Source organism: Pseudomonas sp. Marseille-Q0931, from assembly GCF_940789645.1.
Lineage (GTDB): Bacteria > Pseudomonadota > Gammaproteobacteria > Pseudomonadales > Pseudomonadaceae > Aquipseudomonas.
This window is the reverse complement of sequence record NZ_CALNWT010000011.1, coordinates 66,164-84,417: the sequence shown is the minus strand read 5'-3', so window position 1 is coordinate 84,417 and position 18,254 is coordinate 66,164. Positions and strand designations below refer to the sequence as shown.

Genomic DNA, 18,254 nt, shown 5'->3' with positions numbered 1-18,254 from the left:
ACGTGCTGATAACCTGATTCGCTCAGGGAGAACCCATCCCTTTCTGGAGTGCAGTTGTGACCTTGTTCGTTGCCGATTCGCTGTCCAGCGTCAGCGCAGGCCCATGGAATGCGTTGCTGACCGATTCACAACCTTTCCTGCGCCACGCCTTCCTCGCTGCGTTGGAGGAAAGCGGCAGTGTGGGTGGGCGCAGCGGCTGGCAACCGGCGCACCGCCTCTGGCTCGATGATCAGGGCGTGGTCCGGGCTGCCATGCCGGCCTATCTCAAGCAGCACTCCTATGGCGAATACGTATTCGACCACGGCTGGGCAGACGCCTGCCGCCGTGCGGGCATTGCGTACTACCCCAAGCTGCTCGGGGCCGTACCCTTTTCACCCGTTAGCGGGGCACGCCTGCTGGGCGACGCGCAAAGCGCCGGCAGACTGCTCGATTCCCTGGCCGCGGGTCTCGCAGAGGAGGGCCTGTCGAGCCTGCACATCAATTTCACCAGCACCGCCTGCGATGCGTTGATAGCCCAGCGTGAAGGCTGGCTCGAGCGCCTCGGCTGCCAGTTCCACTGGCACAACCGCGGTTATCGTGACTTTCAGGATTTTCTCGACGCGCTCAGCTCACGCAAACGCAAACAGATGCGCAAGGAACGAGAACAGGTCGCGGGGCAGGGCATCGATTTCGACTGGCGACGCGGCCATGAGTTGAGCGAGGCGGACTGGGATTTCGTCTACCACTGCTATGCCAACACTTATCATGTACGCGGTCAGGCACCCTATCTGATGAGGGATTTCTTCAGCCTACTGGCCGAGCGCATGCCGGAGATGATCCGCGTGGTGTTCGCGCGGCAGCAGGGGCGGCCGCTGGCGATGGCCTTCAGCCTGGTCGATGGCGAAACCTTCTTCGGTCGCTACTGGGGCTGCCTGGCCGAGTTCGACCGCCTGCATTTCGAAACCTGCTTCTATCAAGGAATGGAGCTAGCCATCGCCGAAGGTCTGCAACGCTTCGACGCCGGGGCCCAGGGGGAGCACAAACTGATACGCGGTTTCGAGCCGGTCATCACCCGTTCGTGGCATTATCTCTGTCACCCGGGGTTGTATGCTGCAGTCGCCGAGTTTCTCGAACAGGAGCGCTCTGGCGTGCGGGCTTACGCGGAACAGGCGCGCGGTTATCTGCCTTTTCGCCAGCCCAGTGGGGACTGATCGAGCGATCAGGTTATCGTGCTGGCGCCGAAACAGCTGTTTGCCGGAAGTTCCCCGTGTCGGAGATTTCTGCAAAAACTCCAGAGCTTTCAGCAAGAAGCCCGTTCACCTCTGCCACTAAATTCCGCCCTTCACTTTCGTTACGACCGTTTTGTCTGCGCCGATTGGTCAGACCAGCTTTGCTGGGCTAGACCGATAATAGACGTGCATGCAGCCGAAGTAGGGGTGGTAACGCGATTCGGTGGCCGCAGGCGTAAGCCAGGGAGGTCAGGGAAAGTGCTCATGCACTTGCCGATGCAGTGACGAAGTGGTGGAGATTTTCACTGCGCCGGTATCTGTCCCTGATCGTGCTCGCCAGGCATCGGTGTGACGAGGAAAGAAACCGGAGCCCCGTATCCGCGAACGCGGGTGCGCTTTGCCAAGCCGGGCACGGTGCCCAAGAACAACAAACGAGAGGGGAGCCCCCCAAATGACAGCTAGTACTCCAATGCTCGTCACCTTCGTGGTGTACATCGCAGCCATGGTGCTGATCGGCTTGATCGCCTATCTGCGTACCAAGAACCTTTCCGACTACATTCTCGGTGGCCGCAGCCTCGGTAGCTTCGTTACCGCGCTGTCCGCCGGCGCTTCCGACATGAGTGGCTGGCTGCTGATGGGCCTGCCGGGCGCGATCTTCGTCGCCGGCATCTCCGAAAGCTGGATCGCCATCGGCCTGGTGGCGGGTGCCTACCTCAACTGGCTGTTCGTTGCCGGCCGTCTGCGCGTGCAAACCGAGCACAACGGCAATGCCCTGACCCTGCCGGACTACTTCACCAACCGTTTCGAAGACAACAGCCGCATCCTGCGCATCTTCTCGGCGCTGGTGATCCTGGTGTTCTTCACCATCTACTGCGCCTCCGGCGTGGTAGCCGGTGCCCGCCTGTTCGAGAGCACCTTCGGCATGTCCTACGAGACCGCACTGTGGGCCGGCGCCGCTGCGACGATCGCCTACACCTTCATCGGTGGCTTCCTGGCGGTGAGCTGGACCGATACCGTGCAGGCCACGCTGATGATCTTCGCGCTGATCCTGACCCCGGTGGTGGTGATGATCGCCACCGGCGGTTTCGATCCGGCCATGGCTGCCATCGAGGCGGTCGATCCTACCAACTTCGACATGCTCAAGGGCGCGACCTTCGTCGGCGTGATCTCGCTGATGGCCTGGGGCCTGGGCTACTTCGGCCAGCCGCACATCCTGGCGCGCTTCATGGCCGCCGATTCGGTCAAGTCGATCCCGGCTGCGCGCCGCATCTCCATGACCTGGATGGTCCTGACCCTGGCCGGCGCGGTTGCCGTAGGCTTCTTCGGCATCGCCTACTTCTCGGCGCACCCGGAAGTCGCCGGCCCGGTCGGCGAGAACCCGGAGCGCGTGTTCATCGAACTGGCCAAGCTGCTGTTCAACCCGTGGATCGCCGGCATTCTGCTGTCCGCCATCCTGGCTGCGGTGATGAGCACCCTGAGCTGCCAGTTGCTGGTGTGCTCCAGTGCGCTGACCGAGGATTTCTACAAGGCCTTCTTGCGCAAGGGTGCCTCGCAGACCGAACTGGTCTGGGTCGGTCGTGGCATGGTGCTGCTGGTGGCGCTGGTCGCCATCGCTCTGGCCGCCAATCCTGACAACCGTGTACTCGGCCTGGTGTCCTACGCCTGGGCCGGCTTCGGCGCCGCGTTCGGGCCGGTGGTCATCCTGTCCCTGCTGTGGAAGGGCATGACCCGCAACGGCGCGCTGGCCGGTATGCTGGTCGGCGCCACCACCGTAATCGTGTGGAAGAACTGGATTGGTCTGGGTCTGTACGAGATCATTCCAGGCTTCATCCTCGCCACCCTGGCCATCGTTATCTTCAGCCGTATCGGTCAAGCGCCGAGCCCGTCGATGCTGAGCCGCTTCGACAAGGCCGAGAGCGAATACAAGTCGGCCTGACCTTGCCGGCTTGACTCGAAGGCGATGACTACCAGGTAGTCATCGCCTTTTTCGTTTGCGGCTCTAAGATATGCCTACCATTTTCGACGGATGCTCTCATGACCAGCAATGATCCACTCCACGGCCTGACCTTACAGGCGATTCTCACCGCGCTGGAGGAGCGCATCGGCTGGGAGGGGCTGGCCCGAGAGGTCGATGTGCGCTGTTTCAAGCATGAGCCGAGCATCAAGTCGAGCCTGACCTTTCTGCGCAAGACGCCCTGGGCGCGGGCCAAGGTCGAACAGCTCTACCTGCAGCAATTCAAGTCCTGAAATCGCGCGGGTCAGTTGATCTCCAGCCCCAGCGCCTGCAACGCCTGTCGGTAGCTGTTACCGGCCATGCGCAGGCCGTTGTTGTGGTTGGCGCCCTCGATCAGCAGCAACTGCTTCGGCTCGCTGGCCGCATCGAACAGCGCTTCACTGAAGCGTGAGGGCACGTAGCGGTCGTTGCGCCCATGCGCGATCAGCACCGGGATGCCGACCTCGCCGATCTTGCTCAGCGAATCGAACTCCTGAGACAGCAGCCAGCGAACCGGCAGCGAGGTGTTGGCCACTGCGGCGGCCACATCGCCCAGATTGGTGAAGCTGGATTCGACGATCAGGCCGGCGGCCTGCGCTCGATCTTCGCCCGCCAGTTCGTGCGCCAGATTGACGGCTACCGCGCCGCCAAGCGAATGGCCATAGATGAAGCGTTTGTCCGCTTCGGGCTGCAGGCGAGTCAGGTGTTCCCAGGCGATCAGCGAGTCCTGATAAACGCTGCGCTCGGAGGGCAGGGCGCCACGGCTTTGGCCGAAGCCGCGATAATCCACCGCCAGTACCGAGAAGCCCATGGCGTGCAACTGCTCGATGCGAAACAGCTGGCCTGTCAGGTTCCAGCGTGAACCATGCAGATAGAGCAGCGCCGGGGCATCCTTGCGGGCTGCGGGCCACCACCAGGCGTGCAGGCTTTCATCGGCGCCCAGGTCTGGCGATTGCAGTTGCACGTCCTCGATGCCGGTGGGCAGGCCACTGAACCAGCGGGCGGTGCCGGGCTCGATGCGAAACACCAACTCGCGTTCGGTCTGCTCCAGTTTGGCGCAGCCGACGGGTATCAGCACCAGCAGGCAGGCCATCACGATCAGGCTCAGGCGACGGCGGCGTAGCAGGGCGAACCAGGATGAGCGCATCGGCGATACTCATGAACAGCAACGAATGATGCAGCGATGGACTGCACAACCGATGCCGGGTTTCGCCAGTCGCCGGCCGCTGTGGTTACCAGGTATTACCGGCGGCTGATCTGCACTGCGCTCAGCGCTGTGTCGCAGCGCGTCGCGCTGCCCGGTTCGAGATAGGGCTCGAGAATCGGCGCCATGCCCTTGAGCACCTGTACCGGCAACGCCGAAGTGAAGGTGAAACGCTCGGCCTCACGTCCCGGTACGAAAGCGGTGAGGGTGCCGTAGTGCCGCGGGCCGAGAAAGAATACGAAGGTGGCCGTGCGGTTCATAGCCCTGGAGCTGATCACCCGGCCGCCTGCGCCGACGCTTTCGATGCGGTTGTCGCCGGTACCAGTCTTGCCGCCGAGCGTCAGGCTCTGGCCGTCGTGCAACTGGAAACTGCCCTGCAGGCGCCGCGCGGTACCGCCTTCGACGACCTGGGAAAGGGCATTGCGTAGCGCTGCGGCGACTTCCGACTGCATCACCCGCTTGCCACCATGAATATCGCGCTCGACCCGCGTTTCGTAAGGCGTGCCGGCGGCGAAGTGCAGCTCGTCGATGCGCAGCACCGGCTGCCGGATACCGTCGTTCTGGATGATGCCCATCAGTTCGGCCAGCGCTGCGGGCCGGTCACCGGAGCTGCCCAGCGCGGTAGCCAGTGAGGGAACCAGATGCTGGAAGGGATAGCCGAGATTCTTCCAGCGCCGGTGGATGTCGGAGAAGGCTTCGACTTCCAGCATGATGCGGATGCGGCTGTCACGCGCGCTCTTGTGCCGGCTGCGGAACAGCCAGCCGTAGACTTCCTGACGCTCGTCGACACTGGCTGCTACGGCGTCGCTGAAGTTCGCCTGCGGGTTGTCGATCAGGTAACCCAGTAGCCATAGTTCCAGCGGGTGAACGCGGGCGATATAGCCCTGATCCGGCAGGCTGTAGGCACCGGGGCCGTAATCCTTGTAGAGGCGGGCGATCCGTTGATCGCTGAGTTTTTCCTGCGGCAGCTGCGCGCGCAGGAATGTGGCAAAGGTTTCCTCATCGGCCTGCGGCAGCAAATAACGATGCACGGCGCCCAGGCGTACCGAGGTCTGGCGCAGGCCGCTGATGAAGGTCTCCAGGCGCTGCTGCTCTGCCTGGCCTTGATACTTGCGCCAGAAGCGCAGCAGGAAGGTGCGCCCCTCGCGGTCGGCGAAGCGCTGCAGGTATTCCTGGCGGCGCGGGTCCTTGTCGTCCTTGAGCAGTTCGGCGCTGCTCTGGTAGCTGCTGTAGCGCACCAGGTCGCGCATCAGACGTACGAAGGGCAGGTTGATCGACTCGCGCAACGACTCGCGCAGGGTCGGGTTACGACCGTTGTCCTCGCGGCGGAAGTTGCCGAAGGTATGCAGCCCGCCGCCGGTGAAGAAGCGCTCATGTGGGCTGGCCGAATAGCGCCGTTCCAGCGCGGCGTCGAGCATGCTGGCCAGGCCCGCGCCGGGGTTGGCCTGCAGATAGGAGATGGCCCAGCGGCTGAGGTAATCCTGCTCGGCGATTTCCACCTGGCGCAGCTCGGCCGGGCTCTTGTCGGCGTGGCGCTGATGCAGCTCGGCGATGATTTCCAGATAGGTGGCCAGCACTCGCAGTTTGGCGGTAGAGCCGAGCTCCAGCTTGCTGCCCTCGTTGATGTCGAAAGGCTGGTCGGTGCTGTCGGTCTGCACCCGCACCCGGCTGCCTGTCGGCGTGCGTTCGAACAGGGTGAAGCTGTAGCGCACTTCAGCAGTCTTCTGCGGCGACAGCAGGCGTTCTCCGAACAGGCCGATCTGCCCGGCGAATTCCGGATTGGCCAGGTCCTGCAGGTAGGTGCTGACCTGCTGCTGCAGATCGCGCTGCAGGGTGCTGCGCGCAGCCAGATCGAGGCGATCCAGGTCGTAGAATGGCATGCCCAGCAGGTTGGACAGGCGTGAGCGCGCCACGCTGATGCCTTTGTCGCTTTCCACCGCACGCAGGTTGGGTTCCTGCTGCCAGTCGCGATATTGCAGTTTCTGCGCGAGGGCCGCGTCGCGCAGGTCGGCATCGATCAGGCCGCCGCCGGCGAGCAGGCGAATATGGCTATCGGTCAGCGACTCCATGTCGTGTCGCCCTTGCGCGAGGTAATAGGAGGGCCGGCGTTGAGCGATCATCAACGACAGCATCTGCCGTAGGGCCATGCCACGCTCGGCAAGGCTGGCGTCGGGCGAGCGGCGCGGATCGAGCAGGGCGTTGCTGCGCTCGAAGTCGGCGCCGTACCAGATGCGCAGGCCATCGGCCAGGCCGTGCACCTCACCATGGCCGGGCGCGGCGGACAGCGGCACGCTGTTGAGATAGTCGCGCACGATGCGCTGACGCGCCTCCAGCGTCTGCGGCCCGTGCTGGTAGGCGCGCACGCTGGCGGACAGCATCTGCCGCAGTTTTTCCCCGGCAGACAGTGTCAACCCGTCTGGCGAGTGGCGGTACTTCTCCAGCTGAGTGGCCAGGGTGCTGCCGCCAGCGGACTGGTCCTGCACGTCGAGCATCTTGCCGAGTTGCGATAGCGCCGCCATGGCGAAGCGCGGCCAGTCCACCGCCGGGTTGGCCAGCGGCTGCGACGGGTCGAGCAGGTGGCGGTTCTCGATGAACAGCAGGCTGTTGACCACCAGTGGCGGGATGCTGTCGAAGTCGGCATAGCCGTGCTGCGGGTAGCGAAACTCGTAGAAGGGCGTGCCGCGGCAGTCGCTGATGGTCAGGCCGCTCTGGCTCTTCTCGGTAAAGGGTGGGAACAGGCCGCGGCGACTGTAGGCCATCAGTTCGTCGGAGAAACGCGCCTGCTCGGTGATCTGGTAATCGCGCTGCTGCAGGCGCTCCAGCATCAGTGGCAGGTAGGCATAGCCCTGGCGTTTGTCGAAGGGGCCATCGCTTGGGTACAGGATATTTTCGCTGGGGCCGGCTTCGACCTGATAGGTGAGGCTTGCGGCATAGCGGCTCAGTTCGCGCGACTGGAAATGTGCGCTGCGCGATTCGAACACCAGCAGCGCGGTGCCAGCCAGCACCAGCGATACCAGCAGCAAATACAGGCTCAGACGCCAGTGACGCCCTGCCGAAGCCGGCTTTCGCTGAGCCTGTGCGCTGGCCGATGAGGCCAGTTCACGCTGCTGCGAATTCACTTGCCATGATGCGCCCATAAATCACCGGCCTGGTCTGTCAGCATCATATAAACCGCGAGATTGCCTCTTGCCGGAAGCTGACCCTGGGTCGGCTGGGCTGCGGTCGTCTCGTCTGCCTCACTATCAGCGTAGACGCTGGCGCGGCGTCTGGCTGGCGCTTTTTGCAGGTTGCGCGGCTTGTACCTCGATTGCGAGCAGGCCTGCTAGACTCGCAGGATTGCATCGATGCAGGGAATCGGCATGCAGCGCGACCATCGTGAACAGCTTCAGCAAAGCTGGCAGGCCAACGCCGATGCCTGGGCTGCCGCAGTGCGCGAACAGCGTATCGAAAGCCGGCGCCTGGTCACCGATGCGGCCATCATCCAGGCCGTTCTGGCGCTGCAACCCAAGCGAGTGCTGGATATTGGTTGCGGCGAGGGCTGGCTGTGCCGTGGTCTGGCCGAGCATGGCATCGAGCCGGTCGGGGTGGACGCCTCTGCGCCGCTGATCGAAGCAGCCCGCGCAGCTTGCGACGGGCGCAGCCAGTACCGCGTCTGTGGATATGCCGAGCTTGAGGCGCATGCCGAGCAACTTGGGCGTTTCGAGGTGCTGGTGTGCAATTTCGCCCTGTTCGAGGAGCCGCTGCAGCCGTTCCTGCGCAGCCTGCACGCGTTGCTCGCACCTGGTGGCAGCCTGTTGATCCAGACCCTGCATCCCTGGCGCGCCAGCCATGGCGAGCCCTATCAGGACGGTTGGCGGGTCGAGGATTTCGTCGGTTTTGGCGAGGGTTTTCAGGCGCCCATGCCCTGGTTCTTCCGCACCCTGCAGTCCTGGCTGTCGCTGATCGGTGAGACCGGCTGGCGGCTCGAATGGCTGCAGGAGCCGCTGCATCCCGAGAGCGTGCAGCCGGTGTCCTTGCTGTTGTTGCTCAAGCCGCTCTGATCATGCAACTGCTGCTCAACCTCGACGTTCCCGATCTGCCGGCCGCCGTGGCCTTCTATCAGCAGGGTCTTGGTTTAAGCGTGGGGCGCGTGCTGTTCGACGGCTCGGTGGTCGAGATGCTCGGCGCAGCCGTACCGCTCTACCTGCTGCACAAGGCTGCCGCCACTCGACCCAGCCCAGAGGCAGATGTGCAGCGCGACTACCGCCGGCACTGGATGCCGCTGCACCTAGATCTGGTCGTCGCTGACCTCGACGCTGCGCTGGCTCGGGCACTGGGTGCAGGCGCACAGCAGGAAGGTGAAATCCATGAATATGACTGGGGGCGCCTGGCCACGCTGAGTGATCCCTTCGGTCACGGGCTGTGCCTGCTGCAATGGCGTGGCGAGGGATATGACCTGGTTACAACCCATGGGGGAGCTATCGATGCGCAGAATTGAGTTGGCAGGCACACAGGTACCGGTGATCGGCCAGGGTACCTGGCGCATGGGCGAGGACGAACGCCAGCGTACGCGTGAAGTCGCGGCGTTGCGTGAGGGGCTCGACCTCGGCCTGAGCCTGATCGATACCGCCGAAATGTATGGCGAGGGCGGCGCGGAGCAGGTGGTGGGCGAGGCCATCGCCGGGCGTCGGGACGAGGTGTTTCTGGTTAGCAAGGTCTACCCGCACAACGCCAGTGTGGAAGGTGTCCAGGCGGCCTGTGAGCGCAGTCTTAAGCGCCTGGGTTGCGAGCGCATCGACCTGTATCTGTTGCACTGGCGCGGCCGCTATCCGCTGGCGGAAACCGTCGAAGGTTTCGAGCGCCTGCGTGAGCAGGGCAAGATTGGCGCCTGGGGCGTCTCCAACTTCGACCTGGACGATCTGCTCGAGCTGGATCAGCCGGCGTGCCGGACCAACCAGGTGCTGTACAACCTGGAGGCGCGCGGCGTCGAGTATGACCTGCTGCCCTGGCAACAGCGCGCCGGCATGCCGCTGATGGCCTATTGTCCGCTGAGCCAGGCGGGCGCCTTGCTGCATGAACCCGTGCTGCGACAGGTGGCTGAGCGGCATGGGGCTGCGCCGGCGCAGATCGCGCTGGCCTGGACGCTCAGGCAGGACGGCGTGATTGCGATTCCCAAGGCCGTAGGCAGCGCGCATCTGCGCGACAACGCCGCGGCGGCTGCGATCATCTTGAGTGCGGACGACCTGGCCTTGCTCGATGCGGCCTTTGCGCCGCCTGCGCGCAAACAGACTTTGCAGATGGTTTAACGGGATCAATCGTAGAGCGGGTACAACCTTTAGGGTGCAACTGCGACAATCGAGCTCAGTTGGCCGGATCGGCAGCCAGGCGTCCGGCGTCTTTGAGCAGCGCCTTGAGGAAGGCGTCCTGTAACTCGGGGTCGTTGCGCGTCAGCTCGATCAGGCTCTGTTCCAGCTCGCTGGCTTCCTCCTCCAGGCCGAGATCGGACAGGCGCTTGACCCGGTGCACCCATTGGGCGACGTCGTCGCCTTCGAGGTCGTCGAAGATCAGATCATGCGCTTCATGAAGCTTGCCGCGAAGGGTGTGGCTGACCATCAGCGTCGTTTCGGCACGTGCAACATCATCGCCAAGGCGGTCTTCCACGCTTAGCTGCAGCATGTTCAGACGGGTGATGTCCTGCTCGGTGAACGGGCTGTCCAGCAGATTGAGGCGCAGCACACCGGTGCTGTCGGTGAGCAGCTCGAACTGCTGATCGCCCGCCCTGACCTGAACCGGGCGTTCGGCCCAGGGCAGGTTGATGTATTCCATGCGGCGATCGCGCTGAACCTCGTCGATGCTGGCGAGGTTCTGCTCGGCACGACCGTTGGACTCGACGTTCATGAACGGGTTGAGGCCGGCCATGCCGTAGCTGATCCAGTCGCGGGTCGCGGTTTCCGGCAAGCTGCCGAGCAACACCACGTTGAGGATGTTCGCGCCGACACCGGCAACCACCGCGACCGCCCCCATCGGCACTTCATAAATCTCGCGCCAGGGCTGGTAAGGGGTGTAGCGGTCGTAGCGGCGGGTCACCTCGAAAGCCGTGACCTCGAAGCTCTTCTGGTCATGCACACGCACACGGCGTTGCGGCAGCTCCAATACCTTGGGCTCGCCGGCATCGATCTGCAGCTGGTGATCCAGCAGTTTGCGTTCGACGCGCTCCTCATGCTCGCTGCGTTGCGGCAGCTGGTTGGCGCAGCCGCTGAGGAAGAGGGCGCCGCACAGGGCGGCGCCGATGAGGCGAAGGTTGCTGCTCGTGTACATGATGTCTCGGTAGGGCGTGATCAGCGACTGATACGGGCTTGCAGGAAGGACAGTATCTCGGCCAGCGGTACGGCTTGCGCTTCGGTCTCGGCACGGCTCTTGTACTCGAGGTTGCCCTCGGCGAGTCCACGGTCGCTAACCACCACGCGGTGCGGGATACCGATCAGCTCCATATCGGCGAACTTGATGCCGGGGCTAGTTTTCTTGTCGCGATCGTCCAGCAGCACCTCGAAGCCGGCTGCAGTGAGCTCGGCGTAGAGCTTGTCGGTGGCCTCGCGGACCTGCTCGGTTTCGTAGCGCAGCGGCACTAGGGCGATGTGGAACGGCGCCAGGGCGTCGTTCCAGCGGATACCGCGCTCGTCGAAATTCTGTTCGATGGCCGCAGCCACCACGCGCGATACGCCGATGCCGTAGCAGCCCATGGTCAGGGTGACCGGCTTGCCGTTCTCGCCGAGAACCTGGCAGTTCATCGCCTCGCTGTACTTGGTGCCGAGCTGGAAGATATGGCCAACCTCGATACCGCGCTTGATCACCAGCGTGCCCTGGCCGTCCGGGCTCGGATCGCCCTCGACGACATTGCGCAGATCGGCCACCGTCGGAACCGGCAGATCACGCTCCCAGTTGACGCCGAAATAGTGCTTGTCATCGATGTTGGCACCGATAGCGAAGTCGCTCATCAGCTCCACGGAGCGGTCGATGATCACCGGCAGCGGCAGATTCAGCGGGCCCAGAGAGCCGGCGCCTGCACCGATGGCGGCACGCAGCTCGGCATCGGTGGCCATGGTCAGCGGGTTGGCGACCTGCTCCAGATTGGCGGCCTTGATCTCGTTGAGTTCGTGATCGCCACGCACCACCAGCGCGATCAGCTTGCCTTCTTCGGCAGCATGAACGATCAGGGTCTTGATGGTCTTCTCGATCGGCAGGTTGAAGCCTTCGACCAGAGCTGCGATGGTTTTCGCGTCGGGGGTATCGACCAGGCGCAGCTCTTCACTCGGCGCAGGGCGCACTTTCTCGCGCGGCAGGGCTTCGGCCTTTTCGATATTGGCAGCGTAATCGGAGCTGTCGCTGAAGGCGATATCGTCTTCGCCGGAGTCGGCCAGCACATGAAATTCATGCGAGCCGGTACCGCCGATGGAGCCGGTATCGGCTTGTACCGGGCGGAAGTTCAGGCCCAGGCGGGTAAACACGTTGCAGTACGCCTGGTGCATGCGGTCATAGGTTTCCTGCAGGGAAGCCTGGTCGGCATGGAAGGAGTAGGCGTCCTTCATGATGAACTCGCGACCGCGCATCAGGCCGAAGCGCGGACGGATCTCGTCACGGAATTTGGTCTGGATCTGGTAGAAGTTGATCGGCAGTTGCTTGTAGCTGTTCAGCTCGTTGCGGGCCAGTTCGGTGATCACTTCCTCATGGGTCGGGCCGACGCAGAATTCGCGATCATGGCGATCCTTCACACGCAGCAACTCGGGGCCGTACTGCACCCAGCGGCCGGATTCCTGCCACAGCTCGGCCGGCTGGATGGCGGGCATCAGCACTTCCAGCGCGCCAGCGGCGTTCATTTCCTCGCGCACCACGGTCTCGACCTTGCGCAGCACGCGCAGGCCCATCGGCAGCCAGGTGTACAGGCCGGAGGCCAGCTTGCGGATCATGCCGGCACGCAGCATCAGCTGGTGGCTGATCACCACGGCATCGGAAGGGTTTTCTTTCAGGGTCGAGAGCAGGAACTGACTGGTACGCATGTTTGGCCGTTCTGTCGGTTGCTAGGGCTTGGAATAGGCCGGCATTGTACGGTGCCTATACAGTGGCGTACAGGAGTGGCGCGGGGGCGGGAGCGCTGCCGCGTTGATCAGGAGGAATAATAGTGGGGCTGACTGCATTTGAAGTCCAAACCCTGATTCGGGGTGGGCTGCCGATGGCCGAGGACATTGATCTGCGGATCGACCGGCTCGACGAGAAGGGCGTGCTGGCGCGGGTGCCCTTTCACGCCAAACTGGTGCGCCCGGGCGGGACGCTGTCCGGTCCAACCATCATGGCGCTGGGTGATGCAGCGATGTATGCGGTGGTGCTGGGGCGCCTGGGGCGGGTAGAGATGGCAGTGACGTCCAATCTCAATATCAACTTTTTGATCAAACCCAAACCGGTCGATTTGTTGGCCGAAGCGCGCATATTGCGGTTGAGTCGGCGTCAGGCTGTTTGCGAAGTTTCGTTATATTCGGATGGAAATGAGAATGAGTTGGTTGCGCATGTAACGGGAACTTACGCTTTGCCTCTCTAAATTGCTGAAGCGTAAATAAAGAAACCCGGCCTTGGCCGGGTTTCTCTATGCTGCTATCGAGTAGCGCTGAAGTTACAGAACGCTCAGCGGGTATTCGACGATCAGGCGCAGGTCGTTGTTGTCTGAACCGTTGACCGAGTTGTACGCACTGTTGGCACGCCAGATGGCGCTACGAAGGCGGAACGACAGGTCTTTGGCGGCACCATCCTGAACGACGTACTTGGTTTCGAAGTTGAACTCATGTTCTTTACCTTCGTCAGCGAAACCTACAACGTCGATATTGTCGCCGTAGATATAGCGAGTCATGAAGCTCAGACCCGGTACGCCATACTCGGCCATGTTCAGGTCGTAGCGAGCCTGCCAGGAGCGTTCGTCCTTGCCATTGAAGTCGGAGTATTGCACGGAGTTGGCCAGCCAGACGGTACCGCCGCCGTCTACGCCGTATTCATAGCCACGATCACCGCTCGAGCGCTGGTGGGCCAGGGTGAAAGTGTGGGCGCCCAGCGAGTAGGCAACTGCAAGACTCCAGATGGTGTTGTCTTGGTCGCTAGCAGTATTGGTGTAGGTCTTGTCGTAGTCGGTCTTGTAGACGTTGAAATCGAAGTTCAGAGCCTGCTCTTCGGCCAGAGACAGGTTGTAGTTGACGTTGCCGTAGTACTTCTTCCAGTAGTCCTCTACATCGGAGGCGTGGAATGCTGCACTCAGGTCATCGGTGAACGAGTAGGAAGCACCCACGATATTGGCGTACTTCAGGCCAGCTTCACCTTTGCCGTTGATGTCATCGCGGCTGGTGCCGGTCTGGCTGCTCATGGCGGTGAAGCGACCGGCGCTCAGTTCCAGGCCTTCAATTTCGTTACTTACCAGATAGGTACCGGTGGTGACTTCTGGCAGGATGCGGCTATCGTCGGTGGAGAATACCGGGCTGGCGGTGAACTGACTGCCATACTTCAGAACAGTGTCGGAAATACGCAGCTTGACAGCGCCACCAACCTCGGTCTGAGTATCGTCGCCACGACCGTCATCGGTCTGGGCGAACTGGCCAGTGCCGTAGCGACCGCGACCGCTGTCGAGCTTGATGCTGCTCAGGGAGTGAGCGTCGAAACCTACGCCTACGGTACCTTGGGTGAAGCCGGATTGGTACAGCAGGCGAATGCCCAGGCCGGTCTCTTCGCGATAACCTGCCGGATTGGCAGAAGTGCTTGCACCGTTCGAGGCGCCATTCTTGAAATCGCGGTTCATGTACAGAACGCGGTTGAAGATGTCGAAGCTGCTGTCTTCGAGGAAGCCGTTCGACTCGGACTGGCTGGACGCCACGGCCATTTGGCTGGTGCCCGCGGCTACTGCCAGGGCGATTACGCTCCACTTCATCACTTGCATCGTGATTGCTCCTTGGGTTTGGAAGAGTTGCGCTGCCCACTGTTTTTTTATATGGGCGGCTCTTTCTTTTTGTGTCGGCGCTAACTTATAGCACGCAGCCAATGTTGGCGATAGTTGCAGTCTATTCGTTGCGGCTTCGTTCATGCTTGTGTCGCATCGCGTGAGGAGGAATGTCGCAAATCTATAGCTCTGCACTTGCGTTTCGTTGCACCAACGTCTCCGCGGTTCTCGGGTGCCAAAGACCGCTGTTATTGGTCGACTGCACGGCTTGCCGGGCATTGCTCTCACAAATAGCAAAAGTCATGCTCAAAATCTGCTTCTCACTCTAAAACCTTGATTTTTGAGCGCAGAGCAACTCGTTCTGCCGCGCAAATGCTGCCCTTGGCGCGGGTTTGCGAGGGGGATGCGGGCCTGTGCGGGCTGCAGCCAGAGTGCGCCGTCAGTAAGCTGCCTGTCGCTTCGTCGGTAACGCTCAGCGTCGTCCCATTACGGGAAGAAACAAAATGGTGCACGCCTGCGGTGCGTGTGCGCCTGGCCTGCCTTGGGTTGGTGCGCGTTCGTCGGGTGAATTGTCCGCTGAGCCCGCGTATGCTGCGCGCCATTGCGTCGGCCCTCGCGGCACTACGCTTGACGATCTGTATTGAAGGAGGAGCGCGCGATGTTCACCCTGGATTCACGGCTGCAGCAGGATTGCCTGCTGGTCGGGGATTTTCCCCTCTGCCACCTGCTGCTGATGAATGACGCCAGCTACCCCTGGTTCATCCTCGTGCCCCGGCGTGCAGAGGTTAGCGAATTGTTCCAGCTCGATGCGGCTGACCAGCGTCAGCTCTGGCAGGAAACCACCTTGCTGGTTGAAACCCTCAAGGACACCTTTGCTGCCGACAAGATGAACGTGGCTACGCTGGGTAACGTAGTCAGCCAGTTGCACATGCATGTGATCGTGCGTCGTCGTGACGACGCCTCCTGGCCCGCGCCGGTCTGGGGTCGCCACCCTGCGCAGCATTATTCCGAGCAGCAGGTGGTGCAGATCATCGACAAGCTGCGTCTGGTGCTGACCAAGGATTTTCAATTCGCCGGAGCGTTCGCATGAGCCTGGAGTCGCGGATCATGGAGCTAGAAAGCCGCCTGGCCTTTCAGGATGACACCATTCAGGCGTTGAGCGATGAGCTGGTCGAGCAGAACCGCCGCATCGAGCGGATGCAATTGCAATTGACTGCTATGGCGCGTCGTCAGGAAGAGTTGAACGGGCTCGCGGGGATTGCCCAGGACGAAGCGCCACCACCGCACTATTGATACGAAAAAGCCCGGTTTCCCGGGCTTTTTCTTGCGTGCCGCTCAGCGTCGTGAGGGCGCTGCCGCAATCACATCTTCCGCCTGCAGGCCCTTGTCACGCTGCATGACGGAGAACTCCACGCGTTGACCTTCGATCAATACGCGATGACCCTCGCCGCGAATGGCACGAAAGTGCACGAAGATGTCTTCGCCCGAGTCTCGGGAAATGAAGCCGAACCCCTTTGATGTGTTGAACCACTTGACCGTGCCGGTCTCGCGATCTTCCTGAGGTGTGCTGGAACTGGTTTGCGCAAAAGGCTGCTGTTCTTTGGTCTGCGGTTGTGCGCGCAGCTGGGCGGCAAGGCTCAGTAGCACGGCGACGACCGAGGTCAGCAAAGGCAGCCAGATAGCCGGCTGGCCACCGATGCTGGGTAGCGGTGCGAGCAGGATCAGGCTCTGGACCACGGCAGCCAGGATCAGCAAAGCCGAGGACAGGCCCAGCAACTGCTGGCGTGTGGCTGCTGCATTCTGCTGCTGTGCGGCGGCGAGCAGGTTCAGCAGGCCGGTCAGGGCCAGGTAGATGGCATCCGGGGTGCTCAGGAACGAAGTGGAAATACCGGGTACGGCGGACAGCAGCAGGGCGGCGAACCCTGTCACGAGATGGGCAATCTTCAACATCTTCGACGAACTCACTGATTGAATGATGACTCAAGGTGTTGCGGAGGGAGCGCGCTTCACTGGTGGCCAGCTGAACGGCCATAACGCGCGCCGCTATACAGGTTGGCGACGCCGCGGGATGGTAACGCGGCGTGCGAAGCTATTTAACAGCAAAGGCAGGGGCTTCTCAAATCAAGCGGTTAGCATCTTTTCGCTGGTGATCGGATGGACCTGATTGCGGCCAGCGCGCTTGGCCTGATAGAGCGCGTCATCGGCGCGGGTCAGCAGCGATTCGAAGGTGTCGCCAGTTTCGGCCATGGCGCAGCCAAAGGAGGCGGTGATGCTGTCCAGAATCTGGTCGGTGCGGCGCACCTTGACTCTCAGGGACTGGATCTTGTTGCGCAGTTGTTCGGCGAAACCTACAACCTCGCTGAGGTGGGGGCAGTTGCGCAGTACCACGCAAAACTCTTCGCCGCCGTAGCGCGCAGCAAAGGCCTCCGGCGGCAGCAGGTCGCGCAACAGTTGGCCGACGTGTTGCAGCACGCGATCACCCAGCGGGTGACCGTACTGGTCGTTGAACTGCTTGAAGTGGTCGATATCCAGAATCACCAGAGCCAGGCCCTGTTGTGATTCGTGCAGGGCGCGTTCCAGCAGACGAGTGAAGGCATGGCGGTTGAACACGCGGGTCAGGCTATCGAGCGTGGCTGCCAGATGGGCACGCTCCAATTGGCTGCGTAGATGGGTAATTTCCTGTTGTGCGGTGCGCAGACGATAGAGAAATTTTTCCTGCTGATCCTGCATCAGCTGGGTGCTTTCCTGCAGTTCGCTGAGCACGCTGGGCAGGTCGTCGATGATAGGCTCCTGCAGGGCATTCAGGCCTTGGCTCAGGCTCTGCTGGTAGTGCTGGCTGCCAATCACGCTGCGTGAAACGTCGTCTTCGATATCGTCGACCAGTTCGATGACCTGTTGCTGACCGGCGCGTGCCTCATCCAGTTCGCCACGGATGATGTAGTCGCGAAACAGCCGGCTGGCGGTTTCCGGAGGAAACACGTCGAAGTCTTCGACCACCTTGTCCATGCGGCGGTTGAGTTCTGGCTCGCTGCCTCGGCTGTAGGTGTACCACAGTGCGTAATGCACCGGATTGGGCGGGATGTCGTGGCGCATCATCAAGGGGACGGCCTGTTTCAGGAGCTCGGCCGCCTTGCGGGTTTCCTCCGGATACAGTTCGATGATGCTGGGCGGTTTGTTGGCTTGACTCATGGATGTCGACAACTCGATGGCGAATGGCCAGAGCATAGATCAGAGCGGGGTGGCCTGCCTAATGAAAAGGCCCGGATAACCGGGCCTTCGAGCATCTCAAGCTGCAAGCAGACTGCGCAGCATCCAGGCGGTTTTCTCATGCACCTGCATGCGCTGGGTCAACAGGTCCGCAGTGGGCTCGTCGCTGACCTTGTCCAGCAGCGGGAAAATGCCGCGGGCGGTGCGCACGACCGCTTCCTGACCTTGCACCAGTTGCTTGATCATTTCCTCGGCGCTGGGCACGCCTTCCTCTTCCTTGATCGAGGACAGGCGCGCGTAAGCGGCATAAGTCCCCGGAGCAGGGAAGCCCAGAGCGCGGATACGTTCGGCGATTGCGTCAACCGCCAGGGCGAGTTCGGTGTACTGACCTTCGAACATCAGGTGCAGGGTGTTGAACATCGGGCCGGTAACGTTCCAGTGGAAGTTATGGGTCTTGAGGTACAGCGTGTAGGTGTCGGCCAGCAGGCGCGAGAGGCCTTCGGCGATGGCGGCGCGATCCTGTTCGGCGATTCCGATATTGATTTCCATGGCTTGTCTCCTTTCAGGTGAGCCCGGGGTTTCTATCCCGCAGTGTTAGGCAGAGCCTAGCACGCAGGACGGCGGGATGATCTTGGCTTATATCAATTAAAGCGATGTTTAGAGACTATCGATAACGCTCGGTTCACCCGGTTCCCG

16 protein-coding genes and 2 pseudogenes are annotated in these 18,254 nt (G+C 62.0%); 9 read left to right on the top strand and 9 right to left on the bottom strand.

What is annotated here, in order from left to right; all coding sequences use genetic code 11:
- Positions 1-56: 56 nt before the first annotated feature.
- From P3C50_RS17510 to P3C50_RS17500, 3 genes are all read left to right on the top strand, one after another.
- Entirely contained in the window at positions 57-1,190 is a 1,134-nt protein-coding gene (locus P3C50_RS17510; protein WP_275546935.1) for a GNAT family N-acetyltransferase, read from the top strand.
- Between the two features lie 469 nt (positions 1,191-1,659).
- Positions 1,660-3,144 (top strand): sodium/proline symporter PutP, encoded by a 1,485-nt coding sequence (putP, locus tag P3C50_RS17505; RefSeq protein WP_197855101.1) that lies wholly within the window; start codon positions 1,660-1,662, stop codon positions 3,142-3,144.
- A 98-nt stretch (positions 3,145-3,242) separates the two neighbouring features.
- Positions 3,243-3,455: a VF530 family DNA-binding protein gene (locus tag P3C50_RS17500; RefSeq protein WP_197855103.1), complete on the top strand. Its 213-nt coding sequence runs from the start codon at positions 3,243-3,245 to the stop codon at positions 3,453-3,455.
- Between the two features lie 11 nt (positions 3,456-3,466).
- On the opposite strand, the gene P3C50_RS17495 is transcribed toward P3C50_RS17500, so the two are convergent.
- Positions 3,467-4,348, bottom strand: a complete 882-nt coding sequence (locus P3C50_RS17495) for an alpha/beta hydrolase (protein WP_275546934.1) — start codon at positions 4,346-4,348, stop codon at positions 3,467-3,469.
- Between the two features lie 95 nt (positions 4,349-4,443).
- On the bottom strand, positions 4,444-7,542 hold the full coding sequence (locus P3C50_RS17490) for a transglycosylase domain-containing protein (RefSeq protein ID WP_275546933.1): 3,099 nt from the start codon (positions 7,540-7,542) through the stop codon (positions 4,444-4,446).
- 222 nt (positions 7,543-7,764) lie between these two features.
- Between P3C50_RS17490 and P3C50_RS17485 the strand changes: the two genes are divergently transcribed.
- Genes P3C50_RS17485 through P3C50_RS17475 form a run of 3 tightly spaced genes read left to right on the top strand, consistent with a single transcriptional unit; the run spans position 7,765 to position 9,690 of the window.
- On the top strand, positions 7,765-8,445 hold the full coding sequence (locus P3C50_RS17485) for a class I SAM-dependent methyltransferase (protein WP_275547010.1): 681 nt from the start codon (positions 7,765-7,767) through the stop codon (positions 8,443-8,445).
- 2 nt (positions 8,446-8,447) lie between these two features.
- Positions 8,448-8,882 carry a VOC family protein gene (locus P3C50_RS17480; protein ID WP_197855108.1) on the top strand — a complete coding sequence of 145 codons (435 nt, stop codon included), beginning with the start codon at positions 8,448-8,450 and terminating at the stop codon, positions 8,880-8,882.
- On the top strand, positions 8,869-9,690 hold the full coding sequence (locus tag P3C50_RS17475) for an aldo/keto reductase (RefSeq protein WP_275546932.1): 822 nt from the start codon (positions 8,869-8,871) through the stop codon (positions 9,688-9,690). Before P3C50_RS17480 ends, P3C50_RS17475 begins: the two co-directional genes overlap by 14 nt.
- Positions 9,691-9,745: 55 nt before the next feature.
- On the opposite strand, the gene P3C50_RS17470 is transcribed toward P3C50_RS17475, so the two are convergent.
- Both P3C50_RS17470 and P3C50_RS17465 read right to left on the bottom strand, forming a co-directional pair.
- A complete protein-coding gene (locus tag P3C50_RS17470; RefSeq protein WP_197855111.1) occupies positions 9,746-10,702 on the bottom strand; it encodes a hypothetical protein in 957 nt (318 codons plus the stop codon).
- A 20-nt stretch (positions 10,703-10,722) separates the two neighbouring features.
- On the bottom strand, positions 10,723-12,438 hold the full coding sequence (locus tag P3C50_RS17465) for a proline--tRNA ligase (RefSeq protein ID WP_275546931.1): 1,716 nt from the start codon (positions 12,436-12,438) through the stop codon (positions 10,723-10,725).
- A 128-nt stretch (positions 12,439-12,566) separates the two neighbouring features.
- On the opposite strand from P3C50_RS17465, the gene P3C50_RS17460 reads away from it, so the two are divergent.
- On the top strand, positions 12,567-12,974 hold the full coding sequence (locus P3C50_RS17460) for a PaaI family thioesterase (protein ID WP_197855325.1): 408 nt from the start codon (positions 12,567-12,569) through the stop codon (positions 12,972-12,974).
- A gap of 72 nt (positions 12,975-13,046) precedes the next feature.
- Here the strand turns inward: P3C50_RS17460 and P3C50_RS17455 are convergent, their stop codons facing one another.
- A complete protein-coding gene (locus tag P3C50_RS17455; protein ID WP_275546930.1) occupies positions 13,047-14,351 on the bottom strand; it encodes an OprD family porin in 1,305 nt (434 codons plus the stop codon).
- Positions 14,352-15,009: 658 nt separating this feature from the next.
- On the opposite strand from P3C50_RS17455, the gene P3C50_RS17450 reads away from it, so the two are divergent.
- A complete protein-coding gene (locus tag P3C50_RS17450) occupies positions 15,010-15,441 on the top strand; it encodes an HIT family protein (protein ID WP_275546929.1) in 432 nt (143 codons plus the stop codon).
- Entirely contained in the window at positions 15,438-15,644 is a 207-nt protein-coding gene (locus P3C50_RS17445) for a SlyX family protein (RefSeq protein ID WP_197855116.1), read from the top strand. The genes P3C50_RS17450 and P3C50_RS17445 overlap by 4 nt, the downstream gene beginning before the upstream one ends.
- Before the next feature lie 42 nt (positions 15,645-15,686).
- Here P3C50_RS17445 and P3C50_RS17440 read toward each other — a convergent pair.
- The 4 genes and pseudogenes from P3C50_RS17440 to P3C50_RS17430 all read right to left on the bottom strand — a co-directional run.
- Positions 15,687-15,905, bottom strand: a pseudogene (locus P3C50_RS17440) (cold-shock protein); the annotation flags it as partial.
- An 87-nt stretch (positions 15,906-15,992) separates the two neighbouring features.
- Positions 15,993-16,301 (bottom strand): annotated as a pseudogene (locus tag P3C50_RS24180) (cold shock domain-containing protein membrane protein); the annotation flags it as partial.
- 171 nt (positions 16,302-16,472) lie between these two features.
- Entirely contained in the window at positions 16,473-17,540 is a 1,068-nt protein-coding gene (locus P3C50_RS17435; protein ID WP_275546928.1) for a GGDEF domain-containing protein, read from the bottom strand.
- A gap of 96 nt (positions 17,541-17,636) precedes the next feature.
- Positions 17,637-18,107, bottom strand: a complete 471-nt coding sequence (locus tag P3C50_RS17430) for a Dps family protein (protein ID WP_090433838.1) — start codon at positions 18,105-18,107, stop codon at positions 17,637-17,639.
- Positions 18,108-18,254: the final 147 nt, after the last annotated feature.

Bases quoted from the DNA above. Each gene is read 5' to 3' on its own strand.
- P3C50_RS17455 (WP_275546930.1), bottom strand. From the start codon at position 14,351: ATGCAAGTGATGAAGTGGAGCGTAATCGCCCTGGCAGTAGCCGCGGGC.
- P3C50_RS17435 (WP_275546928.1), bottom strand. From the start codon at position 17,540: ATGAGTCAAGCCAACAAACCGCCCAGCATCATCGAACTGTATCCGGAG.
- P3C50_RS17445 (WP_197855116.1), top strand. From the start codon at position 15,438: ATGAGCCTGGAGTCGCGGATCATGGAGCTAGAAAGCCGCCTGGCCTTT.
- P3C50_RS17475 (WP_275546932.1), top strand. From the start codon at position 8,869: ATGCGCAGAATTGAGTTGGCAGGCACACAGGTACCGGTGATCGGCCAG.
- P3C50_RS17450 (WP_275546929.1), top strand. From the start codon at position 15,010: ATGTTCACCCTGGATTCACGGCTGCAGCAGGATTGCCTGCTGGTCGGG.
- P3C50_RS17470 (WP_197855111.1), bottom strand. From the start codon at position 10,702: ATGTACACGAGCAGCAACCTTCGCCTCATCGGCGCCGCCCTGTGCGGC.
- P3C50_RS17500 (WP_197855103.1), top strand. From the start codon at position 3,243: ATGACCAGCAATGATCCACTCCACGGCCTGACCTTACAGGCGATTCTC.
- putP (WP_197855101.1), top strand. From the start codon at position 1,660: ATGACAGCTAGTACTCCAATGCTCGTCACCTTCGTGGTGTACATCGCA.
- P3C50_RS17495 (WP_275546934.1), bottom strand. From the start codon at position 4,348: ATGCGCTCATCCTGGTTCGCCCTGCTACGCCGCCGTCGCCTGAGCCTG.
- P3C50_RS17430 (WP_090433838.1), bottom strand. From the start codon at position 18,107: ATGGAAATCAATATCGGAATCGCCGAACAGGATCGCGCCGCCATCGCC.
- P3C50_RS17485 (WP_275547010.1), top strand. From the start codon at position 7,765: ATGCAGCGCGACCATCGTGAACAGCTTCAGCAAAGCTGGCAGGCCAAC.
- P3C50_RS17465 (WP_275546931.1), bottom strand. From the start codon at position 12,438: ATGCGTACCAGTCAGTTCCTGCTCTCGACCCTGAAAGAAAACCCTTCC.
- P3C50_RS17480 (WP_197855108.1), top strand. From the start codon at position 8,448: ATGCAACTGCTGCTCAACCTCGACGTTCCCGATCTGCCGGCCGCCGTG.
- P3C50_RS17490 (WP_275546933.1), bottom strand. From the start codon at position 7,542: ATGGGCGCATCATGGCAAGTGAATTCGCAGCAGCGTGAACTGGCCTCA.